Source organism: Corynebacterium sphenisci DSM 44792, from assembly GCF_001941505.1.
GTDB classification, from domain to species: Bacteria; Actinomycetota; Actinomycetes; order Mycobacteriales; family Mycobacteriaceae; genus Corynebacterium; species Corynebacterium sphenisci.
Window position 1 is genome coordinate 2,370,974 of sequence record NZ_CP009248.1, and the last position, 26,478, is coordinate 2,397,451.

Sequence of the window (26,478 nt, forward strand, 5' to 3'; positions counted from 1 at the left end):
CTTGGATCGGGCGAGGCCGTCTCGGCGCTTCGGAAACGGTCGGGTGACCTGGGCTGGACGGAGAGCCGAAGATGGCTGAAAACGTACCCCCCCCCGCGACGAAAAGTCAAGGGCGGTTTGCGCGGGAGGGGAAGGGCTGCAACCGAGGCAGGGTGGCCCCGCCGCCGTTGGGCGCTACGTCGCGAGCGCCTCGGCGATCGGTTCCTCGACACGGTCGAGGAGGTAGTCGAGGCTGAGCACCGTCTGCCAGGGGAAGGCCAGGGGCAGATCCGGATCGGTCTCGGCCCATGCGGAAACCGGGAGCACCCGGTTGTTCCGCACCACGTCAAGCTTCTCGATCACCGGTTCCGCGGTGAACTCATCGAGATCCTGCGCGATGAGGAAGAACACGTCCTCGTCGACGAGGTTCGCCTGTTCCAGGGATATCTGGGCCCATACGGTGTCACCGACCGCGGCATCGACCTCCGGGGACATCCGGAAACCGAGCTTGCCGAAGAAGTCGCCGCGCGGGTCCTTGGTGGTCACCATCGCGAAACTCCCATCCTCCTGCGAGTACAGGCCCGTGACGGCGGTCATCTCCTGCCATTCGGGGTGCCGTTCCCGGATCGCCGCGAACTTCCCCTCGACCTCCTCCACGAGTTCCTTCGCCGCCTTCGGCCGACCCACCGCCCGCCCGATCCGCTCGGTGGTGATATCCCAGGGTTGCGACCAGTCCGGGTACTCCTCGGCGTAGGCCACCACCGGGGCAACCTGGGAAAGCTTGTCGTACAGCTCCTGATCCAACCCGATCCACTGGGCGATGATGAGATCCGGTTTGAAACTGGCGACCTTCTCCGGATCGGGCTTCTCCGCGGGCAGATTGAACACCGGCTCCTCCCCGGTGACCGCATTGCGCTGCCAGGCACCGGGCTCGGTGCCCTCCCACGCCGGGGCACTGACCGGGGTCACGCCCAGGGCCAGGAGCGCATCGACGTCTGTCCAGCCCAGGGCGAAGACCCGCTCCGGCGCCTCCTCGATGGTGGTCTCGCCGAAGGCGTGCTCGATGGTGACCGGGAAGGCGCCCTCCTCGGCCTCCACCGCGGGCGCCGCCGAACTGGTCTGGGCACCGTCGCCCTCGTCGCCCGAGCATCCCGCAAGGCCGAGCCCGCAGGCCATGACGATCGCCGCTCCGGCGGCGGCGAGCCGCTGTCCGATTCTCATATCGTGTCCGTCCGATCCGTTCTGGTTCGCGTACGTGGATCGGGCGAGGCCGCCTCCGGGCCCCGAACCGGTCGGTCGACCGGCTGGCTGGGCGGGGCCGAAGACGGCTGAAAACGTACCCCCCCCCCCGCGACGGAAAGTCAAGATCCGTTTGCGCGGGAAGGGAGTGGGTACCCGGAAACCGGGTGCCGGCGGGGGTCAGTCACCCAGGATTTCCGCGAGGGGCTCCTCGATGTGATCCAGCAGATACGGCAGGCTCAGCACGGTCTGCGAGTTGAAGGCCATCGTCGCGGCATGATCGGGATCACCGCCGAAGACGTCCTGCACGCACAGGGCGCGACCCTGCCTGGCAACCTCCAGCGCCTTCACGGTGGGCAGGTCGTAGTCATCGGGGTTGCATTCGTCGATGCCGCCCCGCCACACCAGGAGATCCACGTCCAGGATATGGGCGTTCTCCTGCGAGATCTCGGTGTCCGGGTTACCGTCGGCGAGCTCGTCGATCTCCGCGGGAACCACGAGGCCCAGGCGAGTGAAGAAGTCACTGCGCCGATCGACGGAGGAGTAGGCGTAGATGTTCCCGCCCTCCTCAAGCGGGGCGACGACGACGGTCTTGCCCTCCCATTCCGGATGGCGTCCCCGGATTTCCGCGAATCGGTCCGAGATACCGTCGACGAGCTCCTGCGCCTTAGCCGGCCGGCCCAGCGCCTTGCCGATCACGAGCGTGGAGTCCTCCCAGCCCTGACCCCAGTCGTCCTCACTCTCCTGGTGGGCGACGGTCGGGGCAATCTGCGAGAGCTTGTCGTACTGCTCCTGGGTGATCTCCGACCACACCGCGAGGATCAGATCCGGCTCAGCGCCCGCGATCTTCTCGATGTCGAGTTCCTTATCGTCGAGCCACACCGGCTCCGTGTCCCCGGCGTGCGGCTTCTGCCACGCCACGAACTCGGAGTCGAAGCGCGGCCGGATCGCCACCGGGGTGACGCCGAGCGCGAGCACCGCGTCCTCGTCGGTTATGCCGACGGTCGCCACGCGCGTGGGTGCCTCCTCGATGGTGGTCTCGCCGAAGGCGTGCTCGATGGTGACCGGGAAGGCCCCCTCCTCGACCTCCACCGCGGGCGCCGCCGAACTGGTCTGGGCACCGCCGCCCTCGTCCCCCGAGCATCCCGCAAGGCCGAGGCCGCAGGCCATGACGATCGCCGCTCCGGCGGCGGCAAATCGCTGTCCGATTCTCATGTCGTGTCCGTCCGATCCGTTCTGGTTCGCGTTCGTGGATCGGGCGAGGCCGCCTCCGGGCCCCGAGCCGGTTGATCGACCGGCTGGCTGGGCGGGGCCGAAGACGGCTGAAAACGTACCCCCCCCCCCGCGACGAAAAGTCAAGATCCGTTTGCGTGGGAGGGGGACGCGGGGGCGCCGGGCGGGTTATTCGGGGACGATATGCGGGCCGCCGACCGCCGGGTCGTCGACCACCAGCGCCTCGAAGCCGAAGACCTCGTGCAGCAGCTCCCGGGTGATCACCTCCCCCGGCTCGCCCTGGGTGATGAGGGAGCCGTCCTTGATCACCACCAGGTGATCGGAGAACCGGGCGGCGAGGTTGAGATCGTGCAGCACCATCACTACGGTGCGCTCCGGGGTGAGCCGGCGCACCCGGCGCAGGATCTCCAGGCTGTTCGCCAGGTCCAGGTAGGTGGTCGGCTCGTCCAGGAGCATGGTGGGGGTCTCCTGGGCCAGGGCCATGGCCAGCCACACGTGCTGGCGCTGCCCGCCGGAGAGCGAGGACAGCGGCCGGGCCCGCAGATGGGTCATCCCGGTGAGCTCCAGGGCCTCGGCGACCTTGGCGGCGTCCTCGGCGGACCAGCGGGACAGCCAGGACTGGTGCGGGTGCCGGCCCCGGGAGACTAGCTGGGCGACGCTGATCCCCTCCGGGGCGATCGGCTGCTGCGGCAGCAGGGACAGCCGGGTGGCCCGGGCCTTGCGGGGGATCCGCTCGATGTCCTCGCCGTCGAGCTCGATGACGCCCTCGTGGTCGAGGACGGTGGCGATGGAGTTGAGCAGGGTGGATTTGCCGCAGCCGTTGGGGCCGATGAGCGTGGTCACGCAGTCGGCGGGCAGCTCCAGGTTCATCCCCTCGATGATGGTGGCCTCCCCGTAGCCCACGGTGAGGTCGCGCACCGCGATCCGGGGGGTGCCGGGCCCGGTGCGGCCGGCGGGCGGGGCCGCCTGCGTCGCGGGGGCGGATGCGGCGGTCATATGGTGCTCCTCCGGTTCTGTTGGATGACGAGGTACAGCAGCACGGGCGCGCCGAGCAGCGAGGTGACGATGCCCACCGGCAGCGACCAGGGGATGATCAGCCGGGCGGCGACGTCCGCGGCGGTGACCAGGGCGCCGCCGCAGAGCATGGCGGTGAGGATCGGCGGGGTCGGGGCCTTCGAGGCCCAGCGCGCGATCTGCGGGGCGACGAAGGCGACGAAACCCACCGGCCCGGCGGCGGAGACCGCGATCGCGGCGAGGACGACGGCCACCGCCAGCTGCACGATCTGGGCGACCTTGACCCGGATGCCCAGCACATGGGCGACCTGGGGGCCCAGGGCCAGGGCGGAGAGGGCGAAGACCAGCCAGGAGGCGAGCAGCACCGCCGCCAGCAGGGTGGCCATCGGCGCCCAGGCGTGCTGCCAGCCGCGGTCGTTGACGGAGCCGTTGAGCCACAGGCTGGCCCGGAGCAGCTCCTGCTCCCCGGCCTTGGCCATCAGCCAGGTGGAGAAGGCGCCGAGGAACATCGACACCGCGATGCCCATGAGCACGATGCGCAGGGTGTCGCCCCAGTTGCGGCCCACGATGAGCACCACCACCACGGTGGTGGCGGTCGCCCCGATGAGCGCCATGGCGGGCAGGCCCACGGTGTCGCGCAGCATCCGGGCGGTGGCCCCGGTGTCATTGGCCCGGGCGGAGAGCAGCAGGGTGGCCACCACCGCCAGCGAGGCACCCTGGGTCACCCCCAGCACATCCGGGCTGACCAGGGGGTTGCGGGCCACGGTCTGGGTGATCGCGCCGCCGAAGGCGAGGCAGGCGCCGACCAGGAAGGCCACCGTGGCCCGGCCGGCGCGCCATTCGATGACGATCGCCCGGGACAGGCCCTCGCCCCGCCCGGTGAGGATCCGGAACAGCTCGTCGAGGCCGATGAAGTAGTTGCCGAAGACGATGGAGCTGACATAGGCGACCACCGCGATGGCCGCCATGACGAGGGCGACCACCAGGGTGCGGGTGGGCACCAGCCCGGTGACCGGGCCCAGCCGCAGCCGGGCGTGCCCGGGCACCAGGTCCTGGCGGGTGAGCAGCCTCGGCCGGCTCATAGCGCGTTCACCCGGCCCCGCTTGATCAGCATGATGAAGAACGGCGCCCCGGCGAGGGCCATCACGATGCCCATCTGCAGCTCCCCGGGGCGCACCACCACCCGGCCGATCATGTCCGCCCACAGGGCGAGGAAGCCGCCGGTGACCGCGGAGGCGGGCACCACCAGCCGGTAGTCGGGGCCGGTGAAGCCGCGCACGATATGCGGGGCGGCCAGCCCGATGAAGCCGATCGGGCCGGCGGCGGCGGTGGCCCCGCCGCCGAGCAGGGACACGGTGGCCAGGCCGAGCACCCGGTGCGCGGTGACGTTGAGGCCGAGCGCGGCGGCGGTGCGCTCGCCGAGGGCGAGCAGGTTCAGCGGCTTGGCCTGCGCCTGGGCGAGCACCAGGCCGAGCAGCATGAACCCGCCGGTGGCCAGGATCACCTCCACCCCGCGGCCGGCCACGGAGCCGGCGGCCCATTTCGCCAGCTCCCGCATGGCCTCGCGGTCGGAGAGGGTGAGGATGGTGGTGACGTTGCCGAACAGGGCGGACAGCGCCGCCCCGGCGAGCACCAGGGACAGCGGGCTGGCCACGATCGGCCCGGTGGAGGACAGCGCGAAGACCAGCACGGTCACCGCGGCGCAGCCGGCCAGGGCGGCCCACACGTAGCCGTAGGGGTCGCGGGTGATGCCGAGGAAGATCACCAGCACCACGGCGAAGGCGGCCCCGGAGGTCAGCCCGAACAGGCCCGGGTCGGCCAGGGCGTTGCGGGTGTGGCCCTGCACCACCGCGCCGGCGGCGCCGAGGGCCAGGCCGACCAGCACCGCGAGGATGCCGCGGGGCAGTCGCAGGGTGGCGATGATGACGGAGAGCTGGTCATCTCCGGTGCCGGGGACCTCCCCGCGCAGCCCGGCGGGCACCGCCTCCGGCAGCCGGGTCCACACCTCGGCGAAGGTGTTCGGCAGCGCGCCCACGAAGAGGCTGCCCACCAGGGACGCCGCGAGGATGCCGAGGAGGACCAGCATCAGCAGCGGGAAGGTGCGGGGGATGCCGTCGAGGCGTTCGGCGCGGATCTCCACCTCGTCATGGGCGCGCACCGGGCGGGCGCCGTCCGGGGGTGCGGCGCCGGCGGATGCGCCGGGCGCGGCGGTGTCGGTCGTCCTCATGGTCACCCTGCGGGGCGCGGGGGCGCGGGCACCCGGCGGGGCCGCCCCGCCCCACACCGGGGCCCCGGGCCGGCGGCCCGGAATCGTGGGCAGGGTAACCCCGGCGCGGAATGCATGTCAATCCTCGCCTAATCCGCCCACCCCGACCTAAGCCCCGGGTGCCGAGGACTCCCCGGGCGTCGCGGCCGGGGCCGCGGGCTCCCCGGCGGCGACCACCGCATCGGCCACCGACCGCATCGCCACCCCCGCGCCGAGCACCACGGTGGTGCGCCCGGCGCGGTGCGCGGCCACCGCCCGGGCCACCCGCAGCGCGGTCACCGAGTCCAGCGCGGAGGTGGGGTCGACCAGCACCAGCAGCTCCGGTTCGGCGAGCAGGCTGCGGGCCAGGGCCAGCCGCCGGCGCTGGCCGCCGGAGAGGTTCGTCGCGGAGTCCTCCAGCCGCAGGGCGAGCAGCCCGCGGCGATCCCCGGCGAGCTCGCCCAGGCCCAGCGCGTCGAGCACCCCCAGGGCCCGCTCCCGGGCCGCCGGGTCGGCGGGGCCGGCCGGTGCCGCGGCCTCCGCCGGCTCCCCCGGATCCCCGGGATCCGCGGCGACCGGGTCCGGGCCCAGGCCCAGGGCCTCGCCGATGCTGCCGGCGAAGAGCGCCGGGGCCCGCCCCTCGGCGAGCACCGCGGTGCGCAGCCCGGCCACGTCCAGCTCCGCCACGGCCGTCCCGCGCACCCGCAGCCGGCCGGCGACCGGGCCGGCGGCGGCGCCGTCGACGAGCGCGGCGGCGATCCCCGCGGCGGTCGCCGGGGTGCAGGCCACGGCGGTGAGCCGCCCCTCGGCGGCGGCCCAGCCTGGCCCGGCCAGCGCCGGGGCGGCGCCGGCGGCGGGCACCGGGGCGCCGGGGGCGAGCGGGGCGGGTTCGGCGACCCGGGTGACCCGCCGGGTGGAGGCCCGGATATCGGCCAGGGCCAGCGGCACGATGGCCAGCCCGCCCAGCGGCACCGCCGCGAACTGGGCCAGGCCCACCACGGCGACGAGCTCCCCGACGGTGATCTCCCCGGCCACCGCCCGGTAGCCGGCGGCGACCCCGATCACCGCGATGAGCGCCACCCGGGCGATGGTGCCGATGCCGCCGAAGACCCCGGCGGCCCAGGCCAGGGACTCCGCGCGCGCCCGGGCCCGGCCGGAGGCGGCGGCGTAGCCCTCCGCGGCGGGCCGTCCCCCCGCCACCCCGGCGACCGGGCGCAGCCCGCGGATCAGGTCGGTGAGCCGGGCGGTGGCCTCCGCCAGGGCCTTCTGGTGGGCCTCGCCGCGGCGCACCAGCCCCGCGGAGAGCGCCTGCAGCAGGGCCAGCACCACCGCGGTGCCGGCGAGCACGCCCAGGCCCAGCGGCCAGTCGATGAGGGCCAGGGCGACCGCGCAGTAGATCATGGCGGCCGCCTCGGAGGCCACGAAGGGGGCGAAGCCCACCGCGTCCGCGGTCTCCGGCACGTCCTCGCCGATCACGGTGGGCAGCTCGTCCAGGGGCAGCGACTCGGCGCCGTCGGGGGTGCGCGGGGCCGGGTCGGCGGCGGCGATCACCCGCCGGGAGAGCTCCACCCGCAGCCGGTGCCGGGTGCCGACCTCCCGGACCTGCAGCAGCACCGCGGCGGTGCGCCAGGACAGCGACACCGTGGCCAGGTTCAGCCCCAGCGCGGCCACCCCGAGCAGCAGGGTGCGCGGCTCCGGGGAGGGCAGCACCTCATCGGCGATCCGGCCGAGCACGATCGGCACCGTGGCCTCGGCGACGTTGTAGAGGCACATCAGGACGGTGCCCACCAGGATCGCGCCCCGGTGGGCGCGCACCATGGACAGCAGATGATCCCGCACCGCGCTCATCGGCCCGGCACCTCCCCCGCGCCCGCATCCGCGGCGGCGGGATCCGCCCCCGCGCCGGCGGGCCCCTGGGCCCCGCCGCCCCAGGCCGCCCACAGCTCCGCGTAGGCCCCGCCGGCGGCGAGCAGCCCGGCGTGATCCCCGGATTCCACCACCCGACCGGCGGCGAGCACCGCCACCCGGTCCGCGACCGCGGCCTGGCCCAGCCGGTGCGCCACCACCACCGCGGTGCGGCCGCGGATCGCCGCCGCGGCGGCGGCCATCAGATCGGATTCCTCGGCGCTGGGCTCGTCGAGCACCACCACCGGGGCGGGGGCGAGCCGGATCCGGGCCAGCGCCACCCGCTGCACCACATCCGCCGGGGCGGCCACCCCGCCGGAGCCGACCCGGGTGTCCAGGCCCCGCTCCAGCCCGGCCAGCCAGTCGCCGGCGCCCACCGCGGCCAGCGCCGCCACCAGCCGGTCGTCCCCGGCGGCCGGGTCGGCCAGCAGCAGGTTCTCCCGCAGCGTGCCGGCGAAGAGGTGCGTCTCCTGGGAGGCCACCGCGACCAGCCCGGTGCGGGCCGCGGCGTCCAGGTCGGCGAGATCCCGGCCGCCGATGCGCACCGTCCCGGAGCCGCGGTGCGGCAGCATCCCGGAGATGATCCCGGCGACGGTGGACTTGCCCGCCCCGGAGCCGCCGACCAGGGCGATGACCTCGCCGGCGGGCACCGCGAGGTCCACCCCGGCCAGGCCCACCCGGCCATCGGGGTAGACGTGGGTGAGCCCGGTGACCGCCAGGTCCACCGGGGCATCCGGCAGCGCCGCCGGGTCCACCGCCGGCGGGGGCGCGCCCCCGGTGAGCCGGACCAGGCCGACGATCCGGGTCAGCGCCGCCCCGGAGCGCTGCAGCTCATCGGCGGAGGTGACGATGTCCCCGATCGGGTCGAACATCCGGTGGAAGAGCATCAGCGCGGCGGCGACGTCGCCGATCCGCACCTCCCCGCCGCGCAGCAGCAGCCAGCCGGCCACCGTGATCGCGGCCAGGCCGGTGAACTCGGCGAGATTGTCCCGGGCGATGAGCCCGGAGAAGACCCGGAACACCCGCACCGAGGTGTCCCGGGACCTCGCCGAGTCCGCGATCACCCGCGCCCGGCGCTCGTCGAGGAGATGATGCGCGCGCACCGTGGCCCGGCCGTCCACGGCGGCCATCAAATCGCCGAGCAGCCGGGCCTCCTGGCGGCGCTCCCGGCGATACAGGTGCGCAGAATGCCGCAGGTACCAGCGCAGCGCATGGGCGTAGGCCAGCCCGGCCAGCGCCCCGGCGGCGGCCAGCCGCCAGTCCATCCCGGCGATCCCGGCGGTGGCGGTGAGGACCAGCACCATCGCGGAGAGCAGCCCCGGCACCTCGTCGAGGAAACCGCCGACGAGCACCGCCACATCGGCGCCGACCCGGCCGATCAGATCCCCGCGGCCGGCGCGCTCCACCCGGCCCGGGGGGATCGCCAGCACCGCGGCGACGGCGCGTTCCCGCAGATCCGCGAGCAGCCGGGCGATGAGGGTGCCGGTGAGCCCGCCGGCCAGGGTGGCCGCCACCCCGGCGAGCACCGCCGCGGCCAGCGCCAGGGCCAGGATCCGGGGCAACCCGGCGGCGGAGTCCCCGGCGGCGACGATGTTGATCACGTCGCGCAGCAGCAGCACCGGGGCCAGGGAGGCCGCGGAGGCGGCGAAGGTCACCGCCAGCGCGGCCAGGGCGTGCAACCACCGGGGCCGCAGCAGCCCGGCGATCTCCGCCACCGCCTGCCCGGCGGTGGCGGTGGGCAGCAGCGCCGCCGGCCCCTCCCCGGCCGCGGCCCCCGCCGTCTCCGGCGCATCGTCGTGCATCGGCCCCTCGACTCCTTCCCGTGCGGGGGCCGGCCCCCGCGCGGGGGCCGGCCGATCCCCGCCAAGCTATCCCCGGCGGGGTATGCAGTCAAGGCTGGCCTGGGCCGGCCAGGGCACCCTGGGCCCCCGGGCCGGGCCGGTGCCGGCACGTATGATCGGCCCATGGCCTACCACGCGGACTCCAGCGAGCTGGAGCAGAAGGAAATCCTCACCTGGTCCGGATTCGGCGACGCCCAGGAGGAGCTGGCCCAGCAGGTGGTCGACTCCGGGTTCACCCCGGACATCATCGTCGCGGTGGCCCGCGGCGGGCTGCTGCCGGCCGGGGCGCTGTCCTACTCCATGGGGGTGAAGCTCTCCGACGCGATCAACGTGGAGTTCTACACCGATGTCGCGGAGACCCTGCCGGACCCGGTGCTGCTGGAGCCGCTGCTGGACGTCGACGCGATCCGGAACAGGCGGATCCTGGTCGTCGACGACGTCGCCGACTCCGGGCGCACCCTGCACCTGGTGCTGGAGCTGCTCGCCGGGCACGGCGCGGAGGTGCGCTCCGCGGTGCTCTACGCCAAGTCCCGCTCCGAGGTCTCCCCCGACTACGTGTGGCGGCGCACCGACGAGTGGATCGTCTTCCCCTGGTCCGCCAAGCCCCCGGTGACCCCGCGGGGCTAGGCCCCCGCCGACGCGCCCGCCGGCGCCGGCCCGCGACCCGTGGCGCGCCGGGGCGGACGGGGTTACCCTGCCCTCATCCCGCGATCCCGGGCCCCGCCGCAGCACCGCCCCGGGACCGCCCCGTCCGCGCAGGAGGACCCCGATGAGCCAGCGCCGCCCCGATCCCGATCGACCCGCCGGCGACCCGGATGTGGAGGTGCTCATCGTCGGCGCCGGCCCCGCCGGGCTCACCGCGGCGACGGTGCTGGGCCGGCAGCTGCGCCGGGTGCTGGTGGTCGACGCCGGGGCGCCGCGCAACCGGGGCGTCGGGGAATCCCATATGCTGCTCACCCGCGATGGCGCGGATCCGGCGGAGATCCTGCGGATCGGCCGGGCGGAGGCCGCCGCCTACCCGGGGGTGGAGCTGCGCCGCGGCGTGGTGGAGTCCGTCACCGGCGCCGCCGGGGCCTTCACCGCGATCGTCTCCGGCCGGCCGGTCACCGCGGCGCTGGTGCTGCTCGCCGGGGGCCAGGCCGACCAGGTCACCGGGCCGCCGGGGCTGGCCGACCGGTGGGGCCGCGGGGTGTACCACTGCGGCTACTGCCATGGCCACGAGTCCGCGGGCCTGCCCCTGGGCGTGCTGGCGACCCGGCCGCAGGACGCGGTGCTGGCCCGCTATCTCGCGGACCGGTTCTCCGATGACGTGGTGCTCTTCACCGGCGGGTCGATCGCGCTGGACGAGGCCGCCCGGGCGCTGCTGGACGCCGGCGGGGTGCGGGTGACCGCGGAACCGGTGACCCGGATCTCGGGGGCGGAGCCGGAGCTCGTCGTGGAGCTCGCCGGGGCGCCGCCGGTGCCCCGGGCGCGGCTGTTCCACCGCCCGGAGGCCACCCAGGCCAGCCCGCTGGCGGCGCGGCTGGGCTGCGAAATCGACCCCGGGTGGGCGACGGTGCTGGTGGATCCCCGGCAGGAGAGCTCGGTGCCGGGGGTGTTCGCCGCCGGGGACTGCGCCCAGCTGCGCGGGCTGCCCGCCCCGGCCGGGTTCATCGCCGCCGGCGCCGGGGACGCCCAGCGGGCGGCGGTGTGGCTGGAGTCGGCGCTCTTCGCCGCCTCCCTGGGCGCCGGCTGGCCCGGCGCGGACCGCCCGGGGGCCGGTTAGCCGCGGGCGCTGACCCGCACCGCCGCGGCGGCCGCGGCGGCCCGGCGGCGGGCCTCGTCGACGTCCTCGGCGGTGGCCACCGCCACGCCCATCCGGCGCCGGGGGTGCGCCTCCGGTTTGCCGAAGAGGCGCACCTGGGATTCCGGCACCGCCAGCGCCGCGGCGAGCCCGGAGTACTCCGGGGCGGTGGCGTCCAGCCCGCCGTAGATCACCGCCGAGGCCCCCGGGGAGGTCAGGGTGACGTCCACCGGCAGGCCGAGGATGGCCCGGGCGTGCAGCTCGAACTCGGAGCAGCGCTGGGTGCCCATGGTGACCAGCCCGGTGTCGTGCGGGCGGGGGCTGACCTCGGAGAACCACACGTCGTCGCCGCGCACGAACAGCTCCACGCCGAAGACCCCGCGCCCGCCGAGCGCCCCGGTGACCCGGGCCGCCACGGAGCGGGCGTTGTCCAGGGCGACCTGGCTCATCGGCATCGGCTGCCAGGACTCCACGTAGTCCCCCTCGTCCTGCCGGTGCCCGATCGGCTCGCAGAACCAGGTCGCGGGCTCCCCGGTGGAGGGGTCCACCGAGCGCACCGTGAGCAGCGTGATCTCGTACTCGAAGTCGACGAAGCCCTCCACGATGACCCGCTGCCCGGCGACCCGGCCGCCGCCGATCGCGTGCGCCCAGGCGGCGTCGACGTCCGCGGCGGAGCGCAGCGTGGACTGGCCCTTGCCGGAGGAGCTCATCACCGGCTTGACCACGCAGGGGAAGCCGATGTCGGCGACCGCGGCCTCGAATTCGGCGCGGTCCCCGGCGAAGCGGTACCGGGAGGTGGGCAGGCCCAGCTCCTCGGCGGCCAGCCGCCGGATGCCCTCCCGGTTCATGGTCAGGGCCACCGCCCGGGCGGTGGGCACCACGGTGGCCGCCCCGGCCTCGGCGATTTCGCCGAGCGCGTCGGTGGCCAGGGCCTCGATCTCGGGGACCACGAAATCCGGGCGCACCCGCTCCACCAGCTCGCGCACCGCGGCCGGGTCGGTCATGTCCAGCTCGTACCAGGCGTGCGCCACCTGGTGCGCCGGGGCCTGCGGGTACCGGTCCGCGGCGTGTACCTCCACGCCCAGCCGCTGGAAGGCGATGGCCACCTCCTTGCCCAGCTCGCCGGAGCCGAGCAGGAGCACGCGCAGCGCCCCCTCGGTGCGCGGGGTGCCGATGGCGGCGGGGATGAGCATGGGGTGATCCTCCAGGGTCGGTGGCGGTCGGCGCGGGCGGGGCCGCGGCCCCAGCCTAATGGCCGATCCGGTGAATGCCGAACATGCGTCAGCGCCGTCCCCCTCCCCCGGCGCGGCCGGGACGGCGCTCAGCGATCCGCGGTGCGGCGCCGCCGGCGGGCCGGTTCCGCCGCGCCGGCCGGATCCGCGTGCCGGGTTCTCGGGCCGTGCTCGGCGCCGGAGTCCCCGGCCCCGCCGGAGCCGCCCTCGGCCCCGGCGGCCCCGGCCCGCGGGGCGCGGCCCCGGCCGCGGTGGTGCGGCGGCACCTCGTGGTAGGCGTGCTCGGCGTTGTGCAGGATGTTCGTCACCAGGGCGGCGACGTGCGCATCGGGCTGCCGGTAGTAGACGCTGGTGCCCTCCCGGCGGGTGACCACCAGGTTGCCGGTGCGCAGCTTCGCCAGGTGCTGGGACACCGCCGGCACCGGCCGGTCCAGGACCTCGGCGATGGCGGTGACCGCCATCTCCCGGTCGTCGAGCAGGGCCAGGATGGACAACCGGGTGCGATCGGCGAGCAGCCGCAGCACCGACACCGCGTAGTCGATCTCCCGGGCCGGCGGCAGCGGCCCCGGGCCGGCCCCGGGGCCCCGGCCCCCGGGTCGCCGCCGCGGCGACCCCGGTGCAGTCTCTTCACTCATGCGGGCCATAGTGCCACTATGCATCGCGGGGGGTCGCGGGGGCGGCCGCGGGCTCCCCCGCCGCCCGCCACAGCGCCGCCGCGGCGAGGGTGCCGGCGCCGGCGAGGGCGGCCATCACGGCGGCGGCGACGGGGGCGGAGACCGCGCCGACCCAGCCCACCACCAGGTAGCTGACCAGCCAGCAGGCGTGCGAGAGGGAGAACTGGGCGGCGAAGGCCGCGGGCAGGTCCGCCGCCGGGGCGTGCCGGCGCAGGATCCGGCCCACCGGGGTCTCCGCGGCGGACCAGCCCACCCCGATCGCCGCCCACAGCACCGCCACCGCGGCCACCGCCGCGGCCCCGGTGAGCGCCAGCGCCGGGCCGATCAGGGCGGTGGCGGCGGTGACCAGCACCGCCCCGGAGAGCATCACCGCGCGTTCCGGGGCGCGGCGCAGCGCCGCCGGCAGCAGCAGCGCCCCGGCCATGGAGCCGGCGCCGGCGGCGGCGAGCAGCCAGGCCACCGCCTGCTCGCCGAGGCCCAGCCGGGACTGGGCGATGACCACGGTCTGCACGATGACGTAGCCGCCGCCGGCCGCGGGCACCATGTTCAGCGCCAGGATGGGCCGCAGCGCCGGCCGGCCGGCGAGCAGCGCCATCCCCCGGCGGGCCCGGCGGGCGAAGGCGGCCGGGCCGTGGCCCCCGTCCTCCCCTTCGCCGGCCGCCGCGGCGCGGCGGCCCGGGATGGCGCAGGAGGCGACCAGGGCGGCGGAGGCGGCGAAGCCCACCGCGGTGCCGTCGAAGAGCGCCCCGGTGGAGACCGCCAGCAGCAGCGCCGCGGCGAGCATCGGGGAGAGGATCGCCTCCATGTCCTGGGCCAGCCGGGACAGCGACAGCGCCCCGGTGTAGGCGTCCTCCCCGGGCAGCACATCCGGCAGCACCGACTGGAACAGCGGGGTGAAGGTCGCCGAGGCGGCCTGCAGCACGAAGATCAGGGGGTAGATCTGCCAGGCCTCGGTGACCAGCGGCAGGCAGGCCGCCACCGCCATCCGCACCAGGTCCGCGCCGATCAGCACCCGCTTCCGGGGCAGCCGCGCGACCAGGGCCTCCATCACCGGGGCGAGGGTGACGTAGGCGACCATCTTCACCGCCAGGGCGGTGCCGAGCACCCGGGTGGCGCCCGCCCCGGCGAGATCGTAGGCGAGCAGGCCGAGGGCCACGGTGGCCAGCCCGGAGCCGAGCAGGGCGAGGATCTGGGCCAGGTAGAGCCGGCGGTAGATCGGGTCGGCGAGCGCGGCGCGCATGGGGGCGGGGCCTCCTTCCGGGCGGCGGTGCCGGCGTGGCCGGCGCCCCCATTCTGACCCTGTTTGCACCATTGCGCAAGGAGGCAATTCCCGCTCCGGGGTTTCCCCCGGCGCCGGTGCGGCGGGGCGCCCCGGCTACAGCGCCCGGCGGTAGAGCACCGAGCGGGAGACCCGGTCCGGGTACAGCCGGGGGGCGTCCTCGAACCCGGCCCAGGTGGCGCACACCGCCGCCAGGGCCCGCCGGGAGGCGAGGTTCGCCGCATCCGCCCGGAACCAGGCCTCGCGCACCCCGGCGGCGGCCAGGGCGGCGAAGAGCGCCCCCTTCATCGCCGGGTTCGCCCCGGTGCCGCGGGCCGCCGGCACCAGCCAGGTGAAGCCGAGGCTGACCCGGGCACGGGCCTCGTCGCAGTCGTAGACCGCGGTGGCCCCGATCGGCCGCTCGCCGTCGAAGAGGCCGTAGACCCGCCGGCCCGGGTCGAGGGCGACGAAGTCGACCAGCGGCAGCGGGCGGCGGGTGAAGAAGCGGAAGGTGTCCTCCCGGGCGTGCTCCGGCAGCGCCTCCTGCACCGCCCGGGTGGTCGCCGGGTCGCCGGGGCGCAGCCGGCGCAGCAGCCGGCCGCCGCCGGCGGGGATCTCCCCGGGCAGCGGCGGCCACATCGGGCTCAGCCCGCCAGCACGTCGTTGACCACGATGGTCTGGTCCCGGCCCGGGCCGACCCCGACATAGGAGATCCGGGTGCCGGAGAGCTCCTCGAGCCGGTCCAGGTAGTCCCGGGCGCGCCCGGGCAGCTCCGCGATGGAGCGGCAGCCGGTGATGTCCTCCTCCCAGGCGGGCATGGTCTCGTAGATCGGCACCGCGTGGTGGAACTCGGACTGGGTCAGCGGCATCTCGTCATGGCGCACCCCGTCGACGTCGTAGGCCACGCAGATCGGGATCTCCCCGATCCCGGTGAGCACGTCGAGCTTGGTGACGAAGAGGTCGGTGAGCCCGTTGACCCGGCCGGCGTAGCGGGCCAGCACCGAGTCGTACCAGCCGCAGCGGCGCTTGCGGCCGGTGTTCACGCCGACCTCCCCGCCGGTGGTCTGCAGGTACTCGCCCCATTTGTCGAAGAGCTCGGTGGGGAAGGGCCCGGCCCCGACCCGGGTGGTGTAGGCCTTGATGATGCCCAGCGAGGAGGTGATCCGGGTGGGCCCGATCCCGGCGCCCACGCAGGCCCCGCCGGTGGTGGGGTTGGAGGAGGTGACGAAGGGGTAGGTGCCGTGGTCCACGTCGAGCATGGTGGCCTGGCCGCCCTCCATGAGCACGTGCTTGCCGGCGTCCAGGGCGGCGTTGAGCTCGGTGGCGGAGTCGATGATCATCGGGGCCAGCCGGTCCCGGTAGCCCATGAAGTAGTCGAAGACCTCGTCGGCGTCGATCGCCCGCCGGTTGTACAGCTTCACCAGGATCTGGTTCTTCCGGGCCAGGGCGGCCTCGATCTTCTGCCGCAGGATGGACTCGTCGAGGATGTCCTGCACCCGGATGCCCACCCGGGAGACCTTGTCCGCGTAGGTGGGGCCGATGCCGCGGCCGGTGGTGCCGATCGCGCGCTTGCCCAGGAAGCGCTCGGTGACCCGGTCCAGGGTCTGGTGGTAGGGGGCGACCAGGTGCGCGTTGGCGGACACCCGCAGCCGGGAGGCGTCCGCGCCGCGGGCCTCCAGGCCGTCGATCTCGGAGAACAGGGCCTCCAGGTTGATCACCACGCCATTGCCCAGCACCGGGGTGGCGTTCTCGGAGAGCACCCCGGCGGGCAGCAGCTTGAGCTCGTACTTCTCCCCGCCGACGACGACGGTGTGGCCGGCGTTGTTGCCGCCGTTGGGCTTGACGACGTAGTCGACGCGGCCGCCGAGGATGTCGGTGGCCTTGCCCTTGCCCTCGTCGCCCCACTGCGCTCCGACGATGATGATCGCGGCCATTTCGCACGCCTTCCCTGGTTAGGTCGTTCCGGCCCGCGGCACGTCGACCGCGGACACCCGGATAGAGTCTAGTCCCATGCGGATCTTCGTGGCGCGATGCGGGCGGGTCGACCTCGGCGGGGACCCGCCGCCGGGGGCGGCGGTGGTGGACCTGCCGCCGCGGCCGGGCCGCCGCGAGCTCGGCTTCCTCGACGCCGCCGCCGCCGAGGTGCTGCCGGTGGATCACGCGCCCACCCCGGAGGAGATCGCCCGGCGCAAGGAGGTCGCCCACCTCGGCGCCCCGGAGCGCGCCCCGCAGGCCCCGGCGGAGCCGCTGCGGGTGATCGTCGCCGGCCCGGACGCCTCCCTGGCCGCGGTGGTCACCCACCTGATGCGGCGCAACCTCGGCTGGGTGGAGGTCGCGCACGTGCCCGGCGGGGCCACCCCGGCCTGCCGGAACTGGGATCTCGGCGAGGGCCTGGATCTCGCCGCGGCGTGCACCCGCCCGGTGCGCCCGGTGCCGCTCATCCGGGACGACACCGGGGCCGCGATCGTGGGCTACGCGCTGCTCACCGCCCCCGGGGTGAGCGGCACCTCCTCCCGCGGCGGCCTGGTCGGGGAGGTGTGGGTCGACGAGCACAACCTGTTCTCCGGCACCGCGCACGGGGTGCAGGTGCGCCCCCTGGCGGACGCCCCGGGGCTGGTCGCCGCGGAGCTGCCGCCGCCGGCGGAGCCGGCCGCGCCGCGCCGCGGCCTGGCCCGGCTGCTGCGCCGGGACCCGGCCCCGGACCCGGACGCGGGCCTGGCCGACGCCGCCGGGGCGCCGCGCGGGATGCACCCGCCGCTCACCGGCCGGGCGGTGCAGGCCGGCGGGCCGGGCTTCCGCTACGTGCGCGACGGGGTGGCCGCGAAACGGCCCCGGGACAAGGTGACCCTCTACCGGCATCTGCGGGATCTGCAGCTGGTGCGCTGAGCCGCCCGGATCCGCCCCGCGGCGCCTCGGCGGGGCCGCCGGGCGCGGGTGCCCGGCGGGGGCGGCGGCGACCGGGGCTCTGCTAATCTGTCCCCGAGTTTTCGTACCACCGAACTTTGGAGATGGACATGACGAAACCCGCCCCCGACGCCGCCGCGATCCTGTCCGAGGCGGGGATCGCCAATCCCGCCATCGCGGACTTCGTCGCCGAATGGGCCGCGCTGCTCGAACCCGAGGCGATCGAGGTGATCGACGCCCGCGACGACGCCCGGATCCTCGAGGCCGCGCTCGCCGACGGCGAGATCCACCCGGCCGGCGAGGGCCGCTACTACTCGCGCAGCTACCGCAAGGACACCGCGCGCACCGAGGAGCGCACCGTGGTGGCCACCCACGACCCGGCCGACGCCGGGGAGTACAACAACTGGCGCGATGCCGCGGAGGTCACCGCGGCGCAGCGGGAGCGGATGGCCGGCGCCTACCGGGGCAGGACCATGTACGTCATCCCCTACCTGATGTCCCCGAAGGACTCCCCCTTCGCCAAATGGGCCGCCGGGGTGCAGCTCACCGACAACCGCACCGTGTGCCTGCACATGATCCGGATGGCCCGGGTGGGCGTGGACCTGCTGGATTCCCTCGAGGAGCCGGACCACTTCGTGCGCGCGGTGCACGTCACCGGCGATCTGCCGAACCTGGGCCAGGGCACCGGGGACGACCGGCGCCTCTTCGCCACCGTCGCCGATGAGCGCACCATCCTGCACTTCGGCTCCTCCTACGGCGGCAACGCGCTGCTCGGCAAGATCGCGCACGGGCTGCGCCAGGCCTGCTACGACGGCTGGGCCTCCGGGGAGTTCCTCGCCGAGCAGTTCATGCTGATCGGCATCCTGGACAAGGAGACCGGGGTGCGCCGGCACATCTGCGGCGGCTTCCCCTCCGCCTCCGGCAAGACCAACCTGGCGATGATGCTGCCCCCGGAGGGCCTCGGCGACCGCTACCAGGTGGACTTCTACGGCGACGACATCGTCTGGCTGCGGGTCGGCGAGGACGGCCGGCTCTACGGGATGAACCCGGAGTACGGCGCCTTCGGCGTCGCCGGCAACACCAACTCCACGACGAACCCCACCGCGATGGCCGCCATCGCCGAGGGCACCGGCACCCTGTTCACCAACGTGGCCTACAACGAGAGGACCGGCGAGGTGTGGTGGGAGGGCCTCACCAAGGAGCCGCCGGCCGACGTCGACGGCTGGCTGGACTGGACCGGGGAGCCGATCGCGGATCGGCCCGCGGAGCGGCGGCGCTCCGGCGCCGAGGGCGATGAGTGGGCGCACCCGAACAGCCGCTTCACCACCACCCTGGCCAATGTGCCGAACGTCGCCGAGGACTACGAGGCCCCCGCCGGGGTGCCCATCGACGCGATCATCTTCGGCGGCCGGGTCCGCGACCGGGAGCCGCTGATCCGCGCCTTCCGGGACCCGGCGGAGGGCGTCTACGACGGGCTCACCCTCGGCGCGGAGGCCACCTTCGCCGCGGAGGGCAAGCAGGGCCAGCTGCGCTACGACCCGATGTCCATGCGGCCCTTCATGGCCTACCCGGAGGGCGCCTACGCCGCGCACTGGCTGGACATCCTCGGCCGGGTCGCGGAGAAGGGCGGCGAGGACGCGATGCCGGTGTTCGCGCACGTGAACTGGTTCCGCCGCGGCGGGGACGGCCGCTTCCTGTGGCCGGGCTTCCGGGACAACCTGCGCGCCCTGCTGTGGCTGCTGGACTTCCGCGAGGGCCGGGTCACCGGCACCGAGACCCCGGTCGGCGCGGTGCCCAAGGTCGAGGAGCTCAACCTCGACGGCTTCACCGGCGACCCGGCCGATCTCGACGAGATCCTCTCCATCGACCGCGGGCGCTGGCTGGAGGAGATGGCCTCCCGCCGGGAGCACCTGGATCGCTTCCACGGCCTGCCCGCCGAGATCCTGCACGCGCACCAGCGCATCCTGGACCGGCTCCGCGGCTGACCGCCGCGACGCCCCACCCGGTTTCCGGTCACCGCCCCCGTCCCCGGCGCCCACCCACGGCGCCGGGGCCGGGGGCGGGTCGGATCGGCCTTCGGCGCCGACGGTGCCGCGATCGGGGTCGGGCCACCGCGGGCGCGAACGCCCACCCGCCGGTCACCGCCGGTCCGGGTGGACCGGGACCCCGCGCCGCGGCGGCGCCACTGCGGTGTCGAAACGAGTGCTCGCCAACCGGCGTTCCGCGATGATGATGAGATCGAGAAGCTCATCGGCGAAGTACCCGCGGATCCCCTTCCCCACGGATCGGGAACGGAGGATCCCCGCATCGGCGAGCCGGTCCAGGCCGCCGCGCGCCGCGGTGGCGGACACCCCGTACTCCTCCGCCGCCACCGCGGCGGTGAGCACCGGGAGATCCGGCAGGCCGTCGAGGATTCGCAGATCCACGGCATCGGCCCGCGGCTCCGCGGGAAGCCCCCGGGTGAGCCGATCCCGGCGGATCCGATCCCGCCAGTCCTCGCGCAGTTCGGCGAGTTCCCCGCTGAGCCGCTCCACCTGGTCGAGGGCCCCGGCCACGGCGTCGAGGAATACGCTCAGCCACCGGTCCACCCGATCCGGGAGCCCGTCATCGCGGTAGGCGGTGAGCCCCGCGATGTACTCCCGCGACCAGGTGCCGAGCACCATGCTCACCGGCAGCATCGCCACCGGCAGCAGATGCCGGCGGTGCAGCACCTCGTGGATGAGCGCCCGGCCGATGCGGCCGTTGCCGTCGACGAAGGGGTGGATGGTCTCGAACTGGGCGTGCACGATCCCGGCCTGCAGCAGCGGACCATGGATGGAGCTGTTGAGGTAGTCGACGAGGTCCTGCATCAGGTCCGGCACCTCCGACGGGGGCGGGGGAACGTACGCCGCGTCGATCGGGTGCCAGTCCGAACCGCCGATCCAGTTCTGCACGGTGCGGAGACCGGTCAGCCGCTCCTGGTCGAGCAGTCGGGCGTGCATGTCGACGATGTCCGCCACCGTCAGCGGGCGCGCGGGGTCGCCCGCGCCGAGTCCGCGCAGCACCGCCACGTTGCTCGCCACCAGGGCCGCCGTCCGGGAGAAACCCCCGACATTATCGCGGCCGACAAGCTCCGCGATGGCGACCTTGTCGGGGCCGGGGGTCATCCCCTCGATCTTCGATGAGGCCAGGGCCTCGGACCGGAGGAGGAACCTGGACACGCCCTCGATTCCCCGGGTGGCCCCCGGATGCCGTCCGGTGAGCTCGACGATCCGTGATTCCAGTTCCGCGGCCCGGGTGGCGACGGCCCTGCTCACCGGGGGTGTGGGCGAGTCGAGCCGATCCGGGACATAGGCGAGGTACCGGCCGGCCTTCCTGGACCTCCGGGGCAACGCCGGCGCATCGGAGGGATACCACTTCTGCTCAACCCACTCGCCCATCATCGCCTCCTCCAACGACTCCGGCACCACGCCATATGCGCTTGCCCTCAAACGAAGTTTAGTACCTTAAAGTTGCCCAGAGAAGGGGCTGGGCCAACTTTATCCGCCACCGCCGCCTACGACCGATCCACCATGTGGTTCCGCGCGATGGGCTTCCGCACCTGGTCAATGGCCCGGACTCCCGGCCAAGTTTAGTGTCTAAAGTTGGCTCGACACCTCGGCGGGCCAACTTTAACCGCCCACCGGCGGGGCCTCTCGGCGTAGTGCGGCAGGGCCTACTCCCGGCCGGGTTCGCCGGGGTCAACCTCGACCGGGCCGGCGAAGGGCCCGCCGCGGCGGCGCGGCCGGTCGGGTTCGCCCGGGGCGCCCGGGTCGCCGGGGGCGTGCCGGTCCCCCCACACCTCCGGGGGCATCGCCGGATGCTCGGTGGTCGGCGGCAGGGTGGCCACCGCGGAGAGCCGGGACAGCCCGCACACCTGCAGCAGATCCACCACGATGGAGCGGCACTGGGCGAAGATCACCTGCTCGCTCAGCCCCACCCCGGCGATCGCGGCCGGATCCAGCCGGGCGGCGAGGATCCGCAGCCGGCGCACCGTCTCCTCCGCGGTGACCTGGCCCATCGGCGGCGCCGGCGGGGCCGTGGCCGCCGCCCCCCAGGCGGGCACCTCCGGCAGCTCCGGGACATCGTCGATCACCCGGCGCACCAGGTGGGTGCACCGGGCGGCCTCGTCGACCATGGCGATGAGCTCCGGATGCGCGGCCACCCCGTCCTCGCAGGCGGTGATCGCCCGCCGGGCGAGCACCCGCACATTGCGCATCGCGTTGTCCGCGGGGTTGACGATCCGGGCCAGGGTGCGCAGCTGCCGGCGCCGGCCCCACCACACCGGGGAGACGTTGACCAGCTCCCGGCCGTCGGCGACCACCTGGGTCATCTCGGTGACCTCCGACTGGGAGGCCCGGCCGACCTGCAGCGCCGCCCGGATCCGGTCCACGTCGTCCTCGGCCAGGCCCCGGGCGACGTCGTAGAGGATGTCCGCGACCAGGTCCACCACCCGGGCGATGGAGCGCCGGGACTCCGCGATCGGGTTGCGCGGGATGATCGCCATCACCGCGATGCCGATGAGCCCGCCGACCAGGGCGTCCACCATCCGCTCATAGGAGATCCCGGACCCGGGCGGGATGATCGTGGCGATGAGCACCGCCGAGGAGGCCGCCTGGTTGACCACCAGCGGCCCCCGGCCGACGAAGACGCCGACCACCATGGCCACCAGCACGCCCACGGTGAGCTGCCACACCCCCGGCCCGAGCACCCCGATGATCAGGTCGCCGATGCCCACGCCCAGGGCGGCGCCGAGCACCAGCTCCACGGAGTGCTTCATCCGCGGGCCCCGGTTCATCACGGACATGGAGATGAACGCCGCCATCGGCGCGAAGAAGGGGCTGGCGTGGCCGAGCACGTCCAGGGCGACCCAGTAGGCCAGGCCCGCGGACAGCGCCGCCTGCACGATGAGCAGCCAGCGGGAGCGGATCCGCTCCAGCCCGTGCAGCGCCCGGGTGCGCGGCCGCATCCGGCGGCGCAGCGCCGCCGCCGCCCGGGAGGCCGGGTGCGCCGCGGCGTCGGCGTAGTCCTCCGGGGCGGGCCGCGCCCCGCCGCCGGGTCGGCCGGGGCCCTCCCCGGGCAGGTCGGCACCCGGATCCGGCCAGTCCCGCCGGCTCATCGGCCCGCCCCGGTCACGGCAGGCCCAGCGCGTCCACCGCGGACTGGTCGCAGTCGCGCAGCAGCGCCAGGCAGCGCTCGTACTCGGGCTCCTCCCCGATCTCCCGGGCGGCCCGGGCCAGGGCGGCGATGGCGCGCAGCACCCCCCGGTTGGGTTCATGATCCCAGGGCACCGGGCCGAAGCCCTTCCAGCCGTTGCCGCGCAGCCGGTCCAGGCCCCGGTGGTAGCCGGTGCGCGCGTAGGCGTAGGCCTCGATGGGGCGGGCCCCGGCCAGCGCCGCCTCGGCGAGATCCGCCCAGGAGGCCGAATCCAGGGGGTTGGCCCGGATCCGCTGCTCCGGGTCGGCGCCGGCGACGTCGAGGGCGGGCAGCCGCACGGGATCGGGGGCGAGCATGTCCTTGAACTCCATGCCCCCATTGTGCGCGACGCGGCCGCGGCGCGGCGACCCCCGCTGCGGGGTGCGCCGCGGCCGCGGCCGCGATCGGGGCCGCATCCGCCCGGGGCGGCCCTGCTCGGCCGCCCCGGGCGCGGGCGGGCTACTTGCTCACCGAGGTGCCCACCGAGTGCAGGTCCTGGCAGGCCTCGACGACGCGCTCGGCCATGCCCTGCTCCGCCTTCTTCAGGTAGGAGCGCGGGTCGTAGACCTTCTTGTTGCCGACCTCGCCGTCGATCTTCAGCACCCCGTCGTAGTTGGCGAACATGTGCGAGACGATCGGGCGGGTGAAGGCGTACTGGGTGTCGGTGTCCACGTTCATCTTGATCACGCCGTAGCGCAGCGCCTCCTCGATCTTCTCCTTCTCGGAGCCGGAGCCGCCGTGGAAGACGAAGTCGAAGGGCTGCTCGCCCTCGGCCAGGCCGAGCTTCTTGACCGCGGTCTTCTGGCCCATGTCGAGCACCTCGGGGCGCAGCTTGACGTTGCCCGGCTTGTACACGCCGTGCACGTTGCCGAAGGTGGCGGCCAGCAGGTAGCGGCCGTTCTCCCCGGTGCCCAGGGCGTCCACGGTCTTCTCGAAGTCCTCGGCGGTGGTGTAGAGGTTCGCGCCGGCCTTGGCCTGCACGCCGTCCTCCTCGCCGCCGACCACGCCGATCTCGATCTCCAGGATGATGTTCGCCGCGCGGGCCTTGGCGAGCAGCTCCTGGGCGATCTCCAGGTTCTCGTCGATCGGCACCGCGGAGCCGTCCCACATGTGGGACTGGAACAGCGGCAGCTCACCGCGGTCCACCCGCTCCTGGGAGATGGCGATCAGGGGGCGCACGAACTCGTCGAGCACCTCCTTCTGGCAGTGGTCGGTGTGCAGGGCCACGTTGACCCCGTAGTGCTTCGCGGCCTCATGCGCGAAGGCGGCCAGGGCGCAGGCGCCGGCGACCTTGTTCTTCACGCTGAGCCCGGAGCCGAACTCGGAGCCCCCCGTGGAGAACTGGATGATCCCGTCGGACTCGGCCTCCGCGAACCCGCGCAGCGCCGCGTTGATGGTCTCCGAGGAGGTGCAGTTGATGGCCGGGTAGGCGAAACCGCCCTTCTTGGCCTTGTCGAGCATCTCGTTGTAGACCTCGGGAGTGGCGATGGGCATGTGGTGCTACCTCCGGTAATGAAAGACTCGGGCGCACGTCGGCGCCCCCTGGGCTCGATTATGCCCGCGTCCGCGATTCCCGGCATCCGCCGCCGCCCGGCCAGCCCCGGCCGCCCGATCCCGGGCGGCTACCGGTCCCGCCCGGGCGCCCCGGCCGCGTCCTCCCCGGCGCGGGCGAGCACCTCCACCGCCACCGCCAGATCCTCCCAGCCCTGGCCGGCGGTCTTGAACACCACCGGCCGATCGCGGGCGGCCAGGCGCAGCGCCAGCGCCCGGTCCCGGACCACCTCCGCCATGGTGCACCACGCCCCGTCCGCCAGGTGGCCCTCGGCGATCGCCAGGGCGATGTCCCCGCATTCCTCCCGGGCCGGGCCGGCGGCCTCCACGATCACGCTCGCCCGCGCCATCAGCTCCCCGGGCAGCTCCCGGCGCTCCGGGTGATGCGCGCCCACGGCCACCACCACCGCCGAATCGGCGACCTCGGCGGAGTCGAGCACCGGCGCCGCGGCGGAGGTGGCGCACAGGATCAGGTCCGCGCCCCCGGGGATCCGGTCGGCGACCCGGTGCGGCACCGGGCAGGCCACCTCCCGCGGGGTGCGCGCGACGAAGACGATCTCCACCGGGTCGAAGAGCTCGGCGGCGCCGAGCGCGTGGTGGACGCCCTGCGGCCCGGTGCCGATGACCGCCACCCGCAGCGGCCGGCCGGGGTCCCGGCGCGCCTGCACCACCTCGAGCACCCCGGCGAAGCTCACCGCGGGGGTGCGCAGCTCGGTGAGCGCCGCGCCCTCGATGAGCGCCAGCGGGGTGAGCGTGCCCCCGGCGAAGAGCAGGTAGCCGCCCTGGATGGCGGGCAGCCCGCGGTCGGGGTTGCCCGGCGCGGCGGTGAGCACCTTGCAGCCGGCGTGGTCCCGGGAGGCCGAGGGCATCAGCAGCAGCTGCCCGCCGGGGGCCCCGGCCCGGGAGCGCGGCGCGTCCGCGTCCGGCTCCACCCCGTCGAGCAGGGCCTCGCGCAGCACGTAGGCGGCGCGGCCCACGCTGAGCGAGCGGTGCACGGTCTCGGCGTCGATGAATCGCATGCGCCCCACGCTACCGAGTCCGCCGGGGCCGGCCGGGGCGACGCCGGCGGCGGGCTACCGGGCCGGCCCGCCGGCCGGATCCGGGCCGCCCTCGCCGGAGGGCGGCGGGTCCCCGGGATCCTCGGCGCGCACGGAGAAGGCGGACACCGCCGCGGCGGCCTCCATCAGCATCCAGCCGGAGAGCTGGGTGGACAGGTCGCGTTCGCGCACCTTGGAGGAGTGCACCGCCCCGCCCACCGAGGCGGCGACCAGGCCGCCGCCCTGCGGGAAGGAGGCGTCGGCGGTCCAGTCCGCGGGGAACAGCGGCAGCCCGTCGACCTCGAGCCGGTGCTGCCAGGCGGCCTCGGCGGTGCACAGCACCAGCCGCCGGCAGATCCGGCGGGTGGCCCGGCTCATCCGGTCGTCATCGGGCAGCCCGGTGGCGGCCAGCGCCAGGTAGCGGATCAGGATCCCGTTGAACAGGCCCCCGTCGCCCCCGCCGCCGCCGGCGATCACGTTGCCCGGGGTGGCCAGGTGCCGGGCCACCGCGTGCACCAGGTTGTGCACCCGGGTGAGGTAGCGGGCGGCGCGCTCGCGCTCCCCGCGGCCGCGCAGCGCCAGGGCGATCTCCAGGCAGGCGCCGATCATCACGCCCTGGTTGTAGGTGTAGATCCGGCGTACCGTCTCCGGCCCGGCCGCGGAGAGCCGGATGCCGTCCATGACCAGCCCGTCATCGTCGATCAGGGTGTCGAAGACCCAGTCCACCAGGGACCGCGCCTCGTCGAGGCGGCCCTGCCGGGCGAAGGCGATCGCCGCCGGGCCGTTGGCGGGCACGTTGAGGAACACGTCGCCCTCCCGCCAGGGCAGCACCCCGGCATCCGGGTCGATGCCGTCGAGCAGGGCCCGGTGCAGCCGGGCCGCCGAGCGCCGCGGCCGGCGCCGGCCGAGCAGCGCATCGGCCCGGCCCAGGGCCAGGGCCAGCCAGGCCCGATCGTCGTAGTAGCGGTTCGCCGCCACCGGGGCGAGGTTGCGCACCCGGATCCCGCGGATGGTGTCGCGCACCGCGCGGGCCTTCTCCTTCGAGGGCAGCCGCCGGCCGGCGTCGACCAGGCAGTCCAGGTAATGCGCCTGCCACCAGTAGTTCCAGTTCACGAAGAGCTTGTGCCGGGTCGGCGCCGGCCAGCTCACCACGGCGAGGTTGGTGCGCGGCAGCGCCCACAGCCGGGAGGCGTGCCGGTCCCGGATCGCCTGCTCGGCCATGTCCGCCCGGTAGGCCCAGTTCTCCGCCTCCGCGCGGGTCGGTCCCATCATCGACGCCACCCCTTTCCTGCTGCGCAGCGGACCCGGCGCCCCGCCCGGGCGGCGCCGCCGGGGGTGGCGCCGGGCGTGGCGGGGGCTGAGCCCAGCA

General features: G+C 74.8%; 22 protein-coding genes. 4 read left to right on the top strand and 18 right to left on the bottom strand.

Annotated features, from left to right (window positions below; genetic code table 11):
* Window positions 1-174: 174 nt before the first annotated feature.
* The 7 genes from CSPHI_RS10835 to CSPHI_RS10865 all read right to left on the bottom strand — a co-directional run bounded on the left by CSPHI_RS10835 (window position 175) and on the right by CSPHI_RS10865 (window position 9,417).
* Window positions 175-1,200 carry an iron-siderophore ABC transporter substrate-binding protein gene (locus tag CSPHI_RS10835; protein ID WP_075693227.1) on the bottom strand — a complete coding sequence of 342 codons (1,026 nt, stop codon included), beginning with the start codon at window positions 1,198-1,200 and terminating at the stop codon, window positions 175-177.
* Window positions 1,201-1,398: 198 nt separating this feature from the next.
* On the bottom strand, window positions 1,399-2,433 hold the full coding sequence (locus tag CSPHI_RS10840) for an ABC transporter substrate-binding protein (protein ID WP_075693228.1): 1,035 nt from the start codon (window positions 2,431-2,433) through the stop codon (window positions 1,399-1,401).
* 186 nt (window positions 2,434-2,619) lie between these two features.
* Window positions 2,620-3,447 carry an ABC transporter ATP-binding protein gene (locus CSPHI_RS10845; protein WP_075693230.1) on the bottom strand — a complete coding sequence of 276 codons (828 nt, stop codon included), beginning with the start codon at window positions 3,445-3,447 and terminating at the stop codon, window positions 2,620-2,622.
* Window positions 3,444-4,547, bottom strand: a complete 1,104-nt coding sequence (locus tag CSPHI_RS10850; RefSeq protein WP_075693232.1) for a FecCD family ABC transporter permease — start codon at window positions 4,545-4,547, stop codon at window positions 3,444-3,446. Before CSPHI_RS10850 ends, CSPHI_RS10845 begins: the two co-directional genes overlap by 4 nt.
* On the bottom strand, window positions 4,544-5,692 hold the full coding sequence (locus tag CSPHI_RS10855; protein WP_075693234.1) for a FecCD family ABC transporter permease: 1,149 nt from the start codon (window positions 5,690-5,692) through the stop codon (window positions 4,544-4,546). The genes CSPHI_RS10850 and CSPHI_RS10855 overlap by 4 nt, the downstream gene beginning before the upstream one ends.
* A 147-nt stretch (window positions 5,693-5,839) precedes the next feature.
* Window positions 5,840-7,558: an ABC transporter transmembrane domain-containing protein gene (locus CSPHI_RS10860; RefSeq protein ID WP_075694038.1), complete on the bottom strand. Its 1,719-nt coding sequence runs from the start codon at window positions 7,556-7,558 to the stop codon at window positions 5,840-5,842.
* The gene (locus tag CSPHI_RS10865; protein WP_075693236.1) at window positions 7,555-9,417 is read right to left on the bottom strand and encodes an ABC transporter ATP-binding protein; all 1,863 of its coding nucleotides are present in this window, start codon (window positions 9,415-9,417) and stop codon (window positions 7,555-7,557) included. Before CSPHI_RS10865 ends, CSPHI_RS10860 begins: the two co-directional genes overlap by 4 nt.
* A 162-nt stretch (window positions 9,418-9,579) precedes the next feature.
* On the opposite strand from CSPHI_RS10865, the gene CSPHI_RS10870 reads away from it, so the two are divergent.
* Together CSPHI_RS10870 and CSPHI_RS10875 are read left to right on the top strand one after the other, a co-directional pair.
* Window positions 9,580-10,083 (top strand): phosphoribosyltransferase, encoded by a 504-nt coding sequence (locus CSPHI_RS10870; protein ID WP_075693238.1) that lies wholly within the window; start codon window positions 9,580-9,582, stop codon window positions 10,081-10,083.
* 142 nt (window positions 10,084-10,225) lie between these two features.
* Window positions 10,226-11,221 carry an NAD(P)/FAD-dependent oxidoreductase gene (locus CSPHI_RS10875; RefSeq protein ID WP_075693240.1) on the top strand — a complete coding sequence of 332 codons (996 nt, stop codon included), beginning with the start codon at window positions 10,226-10,228 and terminating at the stop codon, window positions 11,219-11,221.
* Here the strand turns inward: CSPHI_RS10875 and purT are convergent.
* The 5 genes from purT to CSPHI_RS10900 all read right to left on the bottom strand — a co-directional run bounded on the left by purT (window position 11,218) and on the right by CSPHI_RS10900 (window position 16,337).
* The gene (gene purT / locus CSPHI_RS10880) at window positions 11,218-12,432 is read right to left on the bottom strand and encodes a formate-dependent phosphoribosylglycinamide formyltransferase (protein ID WP_075693242.1); all 1,215 of its coding nucleotides are present in this window, start codon (window positions 12,430-12,432) and stop codon (window positions 11,218-11,220) included. The two genes, CSPHI_RS10875 and purT, sit on opposite strands and share 4 nt — an antisense overlap.
* 128 nt (window positions 12,433-12,560) lie before the next feature.
* Window positions 12,561-13,106, bottom strand: coding sequence for a metalloregulator ArsR/SmtB family transcription factor (locus CSPHI_RS11940; RefSeq protein ID WP_084210490.1), 546 nt, complete (start codon window positions 13,104-13,106; stop codon window positions 12,561-12,563).
* 16 nt (window positions 13,107-13,122) lie between these two features.
* Window positions 13,123-14,385 (bottom strand): MFS transporter, encoded by a 1,263-nt coding sequence (locus tag CSPHI_RS10890; RefSeq protein WP_075693244.1) that lies wholly within the window; start codon window positions 14,383-14,385, stop codon window positions 13,123-13,125.
* A 135-nt stretch (window positions 14,386-14,520) separates the two neighbouring features.
* A complete protein-coding gene (locus tag CSPHI_RS12730; protein WP_075693246.1) occupies window positions 14,521-15,042 on the bottom strand; it encodes a GNAT family N-acetyltransferase in 522 nt (173 codons plus the stop codon).
* Window positions 15,043-15,047: 5 nt separating this feature from the next.
* A complete protein-coding gene (locus CSPHI_RS10900; RefSeq protein ID WP_075693248.1) occupies window positions 15,048-16,337 on the bottom strand; it encodes an adenylosuccinate synthase in 1,290 nt (429 codons plus the stop codon).
* 76 nt (window positions 16,338-16,413) lie between these two features.
* Here CSPHI_RS10900 and CSPHI_RS10905 point away from each other — a divergent pair, with 76 nt between their 5' ends.
* Together CSPHI_RS10905 and CSPHI_RS10910 are read left to right on the top strand one after the other, a co-directional pair.
* Window positions 16,414-17,289, top strand: coding sequence for a hypothetical protein (locus tag CSPHI_RS10905; RefSeq protein WP_075693249.1), 876 nt, complete (start codon window positions 16,414-16,416; stop codon window positions 17,287-17,289).
* Between the two features lie 128 nt (window positions 17,290-17,417).
* Complete coding sequence (locus CSPHI_RS10910) at window positions 17,418-19,292, top strand: phosphoenolpyruvate carboxykinase (GTP) (RefSeq protein WP_157118544.1); 1,875 nt, start codon at window positions 17,418-17,420, stop codon at window positions 19,290-19,292.
* Between the two features lie 153 nt (window positions 19,293-19,445).
* Here the strand turns inward: CSPHI_RS10910 and CSPHI_RS10915 are convergent, their stop codons facing one another.
* The 6 genes from CSPHI_RS10915 to CSPHI_RS10940 form a co-directional block, all read right to left on the bottom strand.
* Window positions 19,446-20,603 carry a Fic family protein gene (locus tag CSPHI_RS10915; RefSeq protein ID WP_245803311.1) on the bottom strand — a complete coding sequence of 386 codons (1,158 nt, stop codon included), beginning with the start codon at window positions 20,601-20,603 and terminating at the stop codon, window positions 19,446-19,448.
* 398 nt (window positions 20,604-21,001) lie between these two features.
* A complete protein-coding gene (locus CSPHI_RS10920) occupies window positions 21,002-22,444 on the bottom strand; it encodes an FUSC family protein (RefSeq protein ID WP_075693255.1) in 1,443 nt (480 codons plus the stop codon).
* Window positions 22,445-22,457: 13 nt separating this feature from the next.
* On the bottom strand, window positions 22,458-22,853 hold the full coding sequence (locus CSPHI_RS10925) for a DUF3151 domain-containing protein (protein WP_075693257.1): 396 nt from the start codon (window positions 22,851-22,853) through the stop codon (window positions 22,458-22,460).
* Between the two features lie 127 nt (window positions 22,854-22,980).
* Window positions 22,981-24,015, bottom strand: a complete 1,035-nt coding sequence (fbaA, locus tag CSPHI_RS10930; protein ID WP_075693259.1) for a class II fructose-bisphosphate aldolase — start codon at window positions 24,013-24,015, stop codon at window positions 22,981-22,983.
* A gap of 128 nt (window positions 24,016-24,143) precedes the next feature.
* A complete protein-coding gene (locus CSPHI_RS10935) occupies window positions 24,144-25,091 on the bottom strand; it encodes a hypothetical protein (RefSeq protein ID WP_075693260.1) in 948 nt (315 codons plus the stop codon).
* Between the two features lie 54 nt (window positions 25,092-25,145).
* A complete protein-coding gene (locus CSPHI_RS10940; protein WP_075693262.1) occupies window positions 25,146-26,381 on the bottom strand; it encodes a glycoside hydrolase family 76 protein in 1,236 nt (411 codons plus the stop codon).
* Between the last annotated feature and the right edge of the window lie 97 nt (window positions 26,382-26,478).